Source organism: Butyrivibrio sp. (genome assembly GCF_017433805.1).
GTDB lineage: Bacteria > Bacillota > Clostridia > Lachnospirales > Lachnospiraceae > Butyrivibrio.
In genome coordinates this window covers 1-10,301 of sequence record NZ_JAFRGN010000001.1, presented here as the reverse complement: position 1 = coordinate 10,301, position 10,301 = coordinate 1, and the positions used below count along the sequence as shown (strand labels likewise).

At 42.8% G+C, this 10,301-nt stretch carries 10 protein-coding genes; 8 read left to right on the top strand and 2 right to left on the bottom strand.

All coding sequences use genetic code 11. The features are described from left to right. The coding region (locus IJI01_RS00050; protein WP_292183949.1) for a hypothetical protein at positions 1-315 on the bottom strand (315 nt) is incomplete at its 3' end. A gap of 244 nt (positions 316-559) precedes the next feature. Here IJI01_RS00050 and IJI01_RS00045 point away from each other — a divergent pair. From IJI01_RS00045 to IJI01_RS00035, 3 genes are read left to right on the top strand one after another with little or no spacing between them, the layout of a single operon-like run. Beyond that, positions 560-1,507: an AAA family ATPase gene (locus tag IJI01_RS00045; protein WP_292183946.1), complete on the top strand. Its 948-nt coding sequence runs from the start codon at positions 560-562 to the stop codon at positions 1,505-1,507. Positions 1,508-1,564: 57 nt separating this feature from the next. Beyond that, entirely contained in the window at positions 1,565-2,695 is a 1,131-nt protein-coding gene (locus tag IJI01_RS00040; RefSeq protein WP_292183943.1) for a DUF58 domain-containing protein, read from the top strand. Between the two features lie 43 nt (positions 2,696-2,738). Beyond that, complete coding sequence (locus tag IJI01_RS00035) at positions 2,739-4,016, top strand: hypothetical protein (protein WP_292183940.1); 1,278 nt, start codon at positions 2,739-2,741, stop codon at positions 4,014-4,016. 22 nt (positions 4,017-4,038) lie between these two features. Here the strand turns inward: IJI01_RS00035 and IJI01_RS00030 are convergent, their stop codons facing one another. Further along, positions 4,039-5,091, bottom strand: coding sequence for a hypothetical protein (locus IJI01_RS00030; protein ID WP_292183937.1), 1,053 nt, complete (start codon positions 5,089-5,091; stop codon positions 4,039-4,041). 146 nt (positions 5,092-5,237) lie between these two features. Here IJI01_RS00030 and rfbG point away from each other — a divergent pair, with 146 nt between their 5' ends. The 5 genes from rfbG to IJI01_RS00005 all read left to right on the top strand — a co-directional run. Continuing rightward, a complete protein-coding gene (gene rfbG / locus IJI01_RS00025) occupies positions 5,238-6,296 on the top strand; it encodes a CDP-glucose 4,6-dehydratase (RefSeq protein ID WP_330622951.1) in 1,059 nt (352 codons plus the stop codon). A 105-nt stretch (positions 6,297-6,401) separates the two neighbouring features. After that, positions 6,402-7,421, top strand: a complete 1,020-nt coding sequence (locus IJI01_RS00020) for a glycosyltransferase (protein WP_292183931.1) — start codon at positions 6,402-6,404, stop codon at positions 7,419-7,421. Between the two features lie 51 nt (positions 7,422-7,472). Continuing rightward, positions 7,473-8,840: a lipopolysaccharide biosynthesis protein RfbH gene (gene rfbH, locus IJI01_RS00015; protein ID WP_292183928.1), complete on the top strand. Its 1,368-nt coding sequence runs from the start codon at positions 7,473-7,475 to the stop codon at positions 8,838-8,840. Beyond that, positions 8,837-9,730 carry an NAD-dependent epimerase/dehydratase family protein gene (locus IJI01_RS00010; RefSeq protein WP_292183926.1) on the top strand — a complete coding sequence of 298 codons (894 nt, stop codon included), beginning with the start codon at positions 8,837-8,839 and terminating at the stop codon, positions 9,728-9,730. The genes rfbH and IJI01_RS00010 overlap by 4 nt, the downstream gene beginning before the upstream one ends. Positions 9,731-9,812: 82 nt before the next feature. Further along, positions 9,813-10,301: glycosyltransferase family 2 protein (locus tag IJI01_RS00005; protein WP_330622950.1), on the top strand; the 489-nt coding region annotated here is incomplete at its 3' end.

Sequence of the window (10,301 nt, the reverse complement as noted above, 5' to 3'; positions counted from 1 at the left end):
GCAGTGAGCAAGGAAGAAGTCCATAAAAACAGTGATATCACGGCCTTTGAAAAAATGAGTGATTACAAGGAAAATAGCCAGAGCCACAAGGATAGATAATCTGGGAATAAGCGTAGGCATAAATGAGCCATTCGTTATATGATCTGAGAAAAGATATGCAATAGAAAAAAGTACAGCAGCCACAAGGCTGATGCTCACATAATTCTGATAGTAATCGCACTTAGACTGATAGAAGTCCTGGCGATCGTCATCATTAGTAGAACGGTAATCTCTGTATAGATCGATCAACGTTCTGGCATTATCAAATAATCTCATTATCCACCCCTCGAATCACATGTCACGTTAAGATAGCGACATGTTCACTTTATATTGTACTAATAAAAACGAAATAAAGGAAGTCTAAAAATTCAATAAAATACATATTTATATAGCGTGAAAAAAATGAGCAGTTCTTGCATACTCTCCTGCGAAAATACTGTGTATAATACAAGTATTGTTATATGTTTGCGATGTAAAAATACACATAAATAAGGCAATATAATCCAAGGAGCAAATGAGCATGAATAAAATACAGGCAATTCGCGAAAATATATCCAAGATCATCGTTGGAAAAGATGAGACAGTTCTTTTGACACTTGTATCCATGGTAGCTGGTGGACATGTGTTACTTGAGGATGTTCCAGGAACTGGTAAGACAATGCTTGCCAAGGCACTTTCAAGATCTATAGCAGGTTCCTACAACAGAATCCAGTTTACACCAGATCTTTTACCATCTGATATCACAGGACTTAATGTGTATCAGGCTGCTAAGGGTGAGTTCGTATTTAACCCAGGCCCTGTGTTCTGCAATATCCTTCTGGCAGATGAGATCAACAGAGCAACACCTAGAACTCAGGCAGGACTTCTTGAGTGTATGGAGGAGAGACAGGTCACAATCGATGGCAATACCAGAAAGCTTTCTGAGCCGTTTTTTGTAATAGCAACTCAGAATCCTATTGAGACAAGCGGAACTTTCCCACTTCCTGAGGCGCAGCTCGATAGATTTATCATGAAGCTGTCCATGGGATTTCCGGGTAAAGATCAGGAACTTGAAATTCTGAAGAGATTCCAGGAAGGCAACAAAGAACAGAAGCTTGATGAGCTTAGCGCTGTGGCAACTCTTGAGGATATTATGGAGATGAGAAAGGAAGCCATGAAGGTGGAGGTACACCCTGACCTCATGGCATATATCACAGATATTGTGGAGGCAACAAGGAACAGAACTGATGTAAGGTCTGGTGTTAGCCCTAGAGGAAGCCTTGCGCTTTTGTACTGTGCCAAGGTTATGGCCTATGCAAATGACAGAACCTATGTTACACCAGAGGATATCAAGACTCTTGCAGCTCCGGTTCTGGCTCATCGTATCATTCTGGGCGGAGGCTACGGCGAAGCAAGAAACGCAAGTGCAATCATTGAGCAGATTCTGGGAGAAGTAGCTGTTCCAACTGAAGTAAGCTTTGCCAAATGATATTTGAAAATGGACCGCTAACCCCGTCCCCTAGGACCAAAAAGGATAGTATAGATTATGCCAATTATCTTGATACCTATCATTCTTCTTCTGCTGTTTGCACTGGAGCGCTGGATCTTTAACAGATACTGGCAGCGAGGCCTTTCTGCTGAGCTAAACTTTGGCGCGGAGGCAGTAACAGAGGGAGAGGAGGCTTCCCTTTCGGAAGTCATAACCAACAGAAATTTCATACCATTACACATTCTACAGGTGAACTTTCAGACTGACGTGGGACTTGATTTCAAGGACACCACCAATGCATCGGTTACAGACAGAGTTAATGTAATAGATGTATTCAGCCTTCGCTTTTATGAGAAGATAACAAGAACTCTTATGATGGATTGCAGGAAGCGTGGATTTTACAGCATTTTGCAGACGTCTCTTGTTGCTTCAGATCTTTTCAGCTCAGATATTCACTATGCTGACAGGAAACAGCGCACCAGCATGTATGTGTATCCAAGGCTTATGCCTTCTGATAAGGTGGACATTCCATTTCAGCAGCTTATGGGAGAAGTACAGTCCCAGAGATTTTTGTATGAGGACAATTTCACCTTTAGAGGGATTAGGGACTATGCGCCTACAGACCAGATGTCTGATATCAACTGGAAGGCAAGCGCCAGAACGGGCAGCATGAAGGTTAATCTTCATGACTATACTTCAAGTCCTGAGGTGGCACTGATTCTTAATGTTGAGGAGCCGGGAATCCTCTTTGAGACAGAACTGATAGAGGACTGCATTAGAATTGCAAGAACGCTTGCACTTAAGTTTATTGAGGCTAACATACCGGTATCTCTTTTAACTAATGGATTGGACAAGGTTTCTGGCGAGCTCATTAGACTCGAAGCAGGAGCTTCCTTGGACCATAACAGGAATTTCTGCAGGGCTCTTGCAAGAATTGACCTGAGTAAAGAAGCTGGAGATATAGAAGTTCTGGTTAAAGAGGAGCTTGGTAGCTCAAGGAGCAGACAAATAGTCTACTGTGTCATTTCTACCAGCAGGAGAGAAGGCATGCTAAGAGCAGCCAAAGAGCTGTGTGATGAGAAGGGCAAGTTGTTGTGGCTCTGTCCGCTTACCAAAAGCATGGATCAGAGAGCTCCTGAGGATGACAGGATCAGCTTCACCAGAATAATCCATGATGGATATCTTTAAGTCACAGTGTATCCATAGGATAAGCATATAAAAGAGATCATATATGAGATTACATAGACGTATAGAAATTTTGCGAATACTCAATAACATACTGGTTGTGATAACTTTGGCGACAGTTTCACTTACGGCAATGCAGCTTAGGACTGTGCCTGCCATTGTGATGGTTAATGTGACACTGGCTTTGTTTGTGCTGCTATCAGAGGTTATTCAGGCCTTTGCAACAAACCTTATTGTGTTCCTGGGGCTGCACCTGGCATCAATGGCCTTATGCAGCTTTATAACCTTTTCAAGTAGCCAGAAGCTTATAGCAGGAGTTCTGTTCGCCGGAGTTTCGATTACCAGCGTGATTCAGGTTCTGCACATTCTGGCGATGATAATCATTACGATCATTGCTATCTACGCAAGACTCGATGGTCACGGACGTTTTTATCCAACAATTTACGAGGGCTTTCTGTTTATAGGTCTGTACCTGTTCTGCCTGATTACTTCTCAGAAATCAGCCATTGTACTTGTTCTTATTGCGGAGATAATATGGGGAATCATGTGTATTATCTATTACAATGCCCGTCAGACAATTGGAGCCCTTGTAACCTTCAAGGACAGGGACTTTATTCCATATGATTCGATCAAGAGAAACAATGGTCAGATGCTAAGGCTCTCTCTGATCATAGCCTTTGTTATGATGGCGCTTAGTGCATTCATTGATTATGGAAAAGAAGTAGTGGCTATGCTTAGAGCGGTGATAACAGCGGTTCTAAGGTTTCTCTTTTCCTTCCTTCATTTTGAGGAAGAGGCAGAGTTTGACGCGCCTCAGACGACAACCGGAGGCGGCTCGGGAATGCTTCAGATTGAGCAGGTGGAGGATAATTCCATCTGGCACACAATCTGGCAGGTGCTGTTCTGGCTTGTTGCCATAGTTGTTACTATAGGCATCATATATATAGCAGTGCTAATGGTAAAAGAGTTCTATAAGCTCTTTAATTCATCAAGGAAGAGTATCAAGGACCGCCTTGCCAGAGATAAGATCGAGTATTTGAGTCCTCTGTCAGCTTCCGATAATACTTTTACCAAAGGAAGTGGCCGAATGAAACTAAGAGAAAGGCTCACTCCAGCAGGAAGAGTGAGACAGCTATTTACCAGATATATTGAGAGAAGCTTTGCCTTCAGGGATGTGGCGGGATCAGATACGCCTCTTGAAATGGAACAGAAAATTGTAATAGAAAAAGAGGCATCTGCCTACAAGCTGTACGAGAAAGCCAGGTACAGCTCCAAGGAGATTACCTCTGAAGATGTGAAGCTAATGAAAGATTTATGTAAATGAGAATGATATGTGGGTGTGCGGATCAGTAAACGGTCTGTACATCCACGATTTCATTGTTGTCGACTTTAAAGCTCCAGATCTGATGATCTGTCAGTCTGTGCTCTGTCAGGAAATAAGTGTCGTCTACATTTGAGATGTAGTAAGGTGTTCCGCCGCCTACAAAGTACTGACTGTAGATGTCTTCGTACTCGCCCTCTGCCAGGTCGTCGAGAGTGCGGGCTCTAACGATAGTAGCAACATCCTGACTTCCGCTTAGGTCTGTGGAAACAGAAACATAGTAATAATCATCTATTTTGGTGATCTGTACCATTCCGGCAAGATTGGCAGGTACATCATAGCTCTTTTTAACTTCTAGGGTTTCCAGATCGCAGCAGTAGATCTTGGCAGGGAAGCCTTCATCAGAAACGCCGGAAACAAAGTAAATATCCCCATCTATAATGGAAAAAGATCTGACGTAAATGCCATCAAGAATATCCATCTTTCTGATATCTGTTATGTATAATCTGCTGGAACCGGCTCCCTGTCTGATGCAGTAGAGTTCACCTGTGGTTGAGCTCCATACATAGAAGGTATCTGTCTCCTTGTCATAAACTGTGTAGTGAGGGCGATTGCCTATGTTGTAGATAGTCTGGGTGTTAATGAACTTGCCATCTATCATTTCAAAGATAACTACTCTGTGATTCTCTGTGTCATCAACCATATATACATTACCGTTGCTGGCAATGGTGTGAGGCTGTGTGACATCTGCTGTCATGATGTACCAGTCAGTAAGAGGAGCACCAAGTGTATCTGAATAGATAACCCTGTTGTGGTAGCAATCCACTATAAACCAGTATTCCCCCAGCTTGGTGATATATGTAGGCACACTTAGCTTGGTATCAAAATTCTTGATTGGCTCGTAATTGGCTGCGTATTCTTCTGGGTTCTCGCCTTCAGCTGTCATAGAGGAAATTACCATATAATCCTTGCCATCGAAGGGAGGAACCTTGGAAACCTGCTCTTTAGTGTTGCTGCAGCCACAGATACAAAGGGCCATAACAGCTATAATAAGTCCAATTTTGGAAAAACTTTTCATAAATAAACCACCTTTTTTAATCAAACAAATCAATTATACTACAAAAATGTGACAGCATTATGGACTACAATACGATTGCGTAGGAAGAAATTCTTAAGTTGATGTATAATTTGAGGAGAAAGACATTAGATCAAATGAGGTACAAGATGAATCTAAGAGATTTTTACAATGGAAAAAGAGTTTTTGTAACCGGGCATACAGGATTCAAGGGCAGCTGGCTTTGTGTTATGTTAGCTGAGCTTGGGGCAGAGGTTTATGGCTATTCTCTTGAACCAGGGACAGAGCCAGCTCTTTTTAATATATTGGAGTTAAAAGATAAGGTGCATAGCACTATTGGTGATATAAGAGACTATAATGCGCTTGAAAAGGCCTATGTGGAGGCTGATCCGGAGGTTGTTCTGCATCTGGCAGCTCAGCCAATTGTAAGGGACTCCTACAAGGATCCAAGATATACCTATGAGACAAATGTAATGGGGACAGTAAACATCCTGGAATGTTTGAGAAATCACCCTGGGGCAAAGAGCTTTTTGAATGTGACGACAGATAAGGTTTATGAGAACAACGACCTTACTGACCACGCGTTTAAAGAGGATGAGAAGCTCGATGGCTACGATCCATATTCTAATTCCAAGAGCTGCTCTGAGCTGGTAACCCATTCCTACAAGAAGTCGTTTTTCTCTGAGGAATCCGCGACAGCTATATCAACTGCTAGAGCTGGTAATGTAATTGGAGGCGGAGATTTTGCCAATGACAGGATTATCCCTGACTGCGTAAGAGCTACGATTGCAGGTAAGAGCATAGGAGTAAGAAATCCATATTCAACAAGGCCTTATCAACACGTCCTTGAGCCTTTGTCTGTGTATCTTACTATTGCAATGATGCAGGCTCAGGATAAAAAGTATGCTGATTATTACAACATCGGCCCAAGAGATGAAGACTGCATCACAACAGGAGAGCTTGCTGACGCTTTTGTTAAGTACTGGGGAGATGGTGCCAAGTGGGTTAATGAAGCTGATGAGAATGCACCACATGAAGCCAGCTTTTTAAAACTCGATAGCTCCAAGGCAAGAGATACCTTTGGCTGGAAGCCAGTATGGCACGCAGATACAGCTATTGGCGAAACAGTTAAATGGTATAAAGCCTGGAATGATGGAGAGGATATGTTTGAGTACACAAGGCAGCAGGTGCTCAAGTTTATGAAATGATTATTGTTGAAAAACTATCAATAAAACGATAACATTAATATATGAAAATATGTCCGTTAGTATTAGGTCACTGAATCTTGCATCATAAGTCCAGGAGGTGGAATTGTGGTTACGATCAGCGTTTGTATGATAGTTAAAAATGAAGAGGCTTGTCTTGGAAAGTGTCTTGATTCTCTTAAGGGAATTGCAGATGAGCTTATTGTTGTGGATACAGGCTCAACTGACAATACTATGGAAATAGCCAAAGACAGAGGCGCTAAGGTATACACCATCAAGTGGACTGGCGATTTTAGTGATGCCAGAAACTATGCCTTTTCACTTGCGACCTGTGACTACATATATTCTGCAGATGCTGACGAAGAGCTGGATGAGGAGAATAGAGAAAGATTCATTAATCTCAAGGCAGATATCGACAAGCTGGATGTGGATATAGTTCAGATGTACTATAGCAATCAGCTTGCATATAGGACTGTCTACAATTTTGACAGGGAGCTTCGTCCCAAGCTATTTAAGAGACTTCGCAAGTTTACCTGGGTTGACCCTATCCATGAGCAGGTCATGATGGAGCCTGTAGTATGCGACAGTGACATTGAGATAATTCACAGACCTAGAGAGAATCACGCAGCCAGAGATCTGAGCATTTTTAGAAAGGCAGTTATTGAAGGCAGGAGATTTTCCAAGAGACTCCTTGATATGTATGCCAGAGAGCTTTTTATGGCTGGTACAGACGAAGATTTTATTCAGGCCAAAAAGTTTTTTGAAGGAGTTACGCTTGATAATACAAGGGGAATAGATGAGATAAAGGAAGCCAGCTGCGTTCTGGCGCACATCGCTGTCCTTGAAAAAGATGCAGATGCGATGTTAAAATATTCCCTTAAGGATGCCACCACTGAAATGTCCAGTGAGATGTGCTATGAACTAGGCGATTATTACTATAACAAGAAGGACCTTGATGAGGCCATTGTGTGGTATTATAATGCAGCCTATGAATGCAGCAGCATTCTCGATATCAAGAAGAGCATGGAGCTTCCAAGGCTTGCTATCGCCAAATGCTATAGAGAGCTTGGCAATGAGGAGCAGGCGGCTGATTACGAGAGAGAAGCTAACGAGATCAGCATGGAATAAGCTGATATCGCTGGCACAGCTGCAATAAATTTTTGGAGAAATAAATAAGTAATGAGTATTGATTTAACAGCAAAAGAGGCAGCAAGACAGGAGATTCTGAATAAGGTTGCCGAGTATTACGAGAACTTTCTTAAGGCAGATACAGAGAGTTTTACAGAGGGTGACAGAATTTCCTATGCAGGAAGAGTTTTTGATGAGAAGGAAGTAGTTAATCTTGTAGATTCTTCACTGGATTTCTGGCTCACTGCGGGAAGATATACAGAGGAATTTGAAAAGAGATTTGCCGACCTTCTTGGTGTTAAGTATGCAAATCTTGTAAATAGCGGATCTTCAGCTAATCTTATAGCCTTCATGGCACTTACAGCACCGGAGCTGGGAGACAGACAGATCAAAAGAGGCGATGAAGTCATTACAGTTGCCTGTGGTTTCCCTACAACAGTTGCACCTATCATGCAGTATGGCGCAATTCCGGTATTTCTTGATGTAACAGTTCCAGAATACAACATAGACGTTACTGATCTTGAGGCTGCTCTTTCAGAGAAGACCAAGGCAGTGATGATTGCCCATACCCTTGGTAATCCTTTTAATCTTAAGGTGATCAAGGCCTTTTGTGATAAGCATAACCTATGGCTTGTGGAAGATAACTGCGACAGCCTTGGTTCTGAGTATACTATTGATGGTGAGACCAGATACACTGGAACCTGGGGTGATATTGGAACATCAAGCTTCTACCCGCCACACCATATCACTATGGGTGAGGGCGGATGTGTATATACTAATAATGCCCTTCTTAATAAGCTTGTTAAGAGCTACAGAGACTGGGGAAGGGATTGTGTATGTCCTCCGGGAAAAGACAATTTCTGTGGCCGTAGATTTGATGGTCAGTTTGGTCAGCTCCCTGTTGGTTATGACCACAAATATGTATATAGCCATCTTGGTTATAATCTTAAGGCAACAGATATGCAGGCAGCAGTTGGCTGTGCTCAGCTGGATAAGCTTGTGGGCTTTGCTGATGCCAGACGCCATAACTGGGAGAGACTTCATGCTGATCTTCAGGATCTTACAGATGTACTTATTCTTCCTGAGGCTTCTGAGAACAGCAGACCTTCATGGTTTGGCTTTATCATGAGCGTTAGAGATGGAGCTGTGGATTCCAAGGGAGAGCCTGTGACCAGAAATAGGATCACAAGAGCGTTGGAGGATCACAATATTCAGACAAGGCTTCTTTTCAGCGGAAATATTATCAGACATCCGGCTTTCGATGAATATAGAGATACAGATGCTTACAGAGTTGTAGGTGATCTTAAGACTACAGACTATATCATGAACAATAGCTTCTGGGTTGGAGTATATCCAGGGCTTAATGATACCAAGGTTGATTATATCGCAAAGGTTATAAGAGAGGCTGTTAGAGGTTGATAGCGATTGTTACAGGTGCTTTCGGGTTTGCTGGTGCAAACCTCGTAGAGCACCTTTTGAGTAAAAACTACAAAGTGTACGCTGTAGGGCGGAAGAGCTCTTCTCACAACGACAGATTTGAGAATGTGCCTGAGGATAAGCTTGTTAAAGTCTTCCTGGAGATGGAGGAGTACGATCAGCTTCCTGCATATATTCCTGAGAAGGCGGATTTCTTTTTCCATCTGGCATGGGGCGGAGGAAGAGAAGATTTTGAAGCTCAGCTTACTAATGTGCAGGGAGCACTTAAGGCTCTTGAAGCAGCAGCGCAGATTTCTAAGGACATCCGATTTGTCGGAATAGGTTCTCAGGCGGAGTACGGCGTTAAATCTGACTGCGAGCTTATTACTGAGGATATGACTCCTGATCCATTCTCGGCTTATGGTTCCTGCAAGGCAGCAGCATACTACCTTCTGAGGAACAGAGCCAAGGCTCTTGGAATTGATTTTATCTGGGGCAGAGTTTTCAGCCTCTTTGGTAAATATGAGGAATCAGGCCGCATGATACCTGACCTTGTAGCCAAATTATCCAGAGGTGAGAAGATGAAGTTGTCGTCCTGCGAACAGGACTGGGACTATCTTGATGCTGTGGATGCAGCAGGAGCAATGCTTGCCCTTGCTCAGCGCGGAGTAGCGGGAGAAGCTTACAACATAGCCAATGGAGCCTTCAGACCACTTAAGAACTTTGTCCAGGAAGTGATAGAGATTGTTGGCTGCTCACCGGATGCTGTTGAGTTCGGCGCTAAGGCAATGCCTTTTATTTCTCTTAGACCTTCTGTGGAGAAGATTGCAGCGGATACAGGCTGGAAGCCTGTTATTCCCTTTGGAGATACCATCAGGGAGCTGATTAGATAAGATTATAGAATACTGATTTGCATGCAGAGTGCGATATTGCGTTAATTTTCGTGCTATAATTATTGTGATGGAGGACCTGCACGTGTTTGATAAGCTGTCTGAACTGATTTCCCAGGGAGAACTTCAGGATGCTTTGTATGAGTTTCAGGAGGAATTCTTTCACATTGATGAGAGGACTGCTTCTGAGGCTGCGAAATTATGCGTTCTGGAAGCTTCAATATGGGAAGGTTTAAATGACGGAACAGCTGAGCTGGCGGCACTTTACAAGGGTCTTTCCTACGATTACACCAACTACGAAATTTATTATATGCTTGGCATTTATTACATGAACATAAATGTGAACTGGGCCTATTTATGCTTAGAAATAGCTCTTGATTACTGCACGTCTGACGAAGACAGGCAGGTGATTGAGAGCTCTTTTGATATGGTTAGAAATGCTCCTGGAATGCGAGTTCGTGGCACCAGCATAATGATACTCTCCTACAATGATCTTGACCTCATTAAGATGTGCATAGAATCTGTGGAAAAATATGCGCCATCTAGAGGAACGGAAATTGTAGTTGTGGACAAT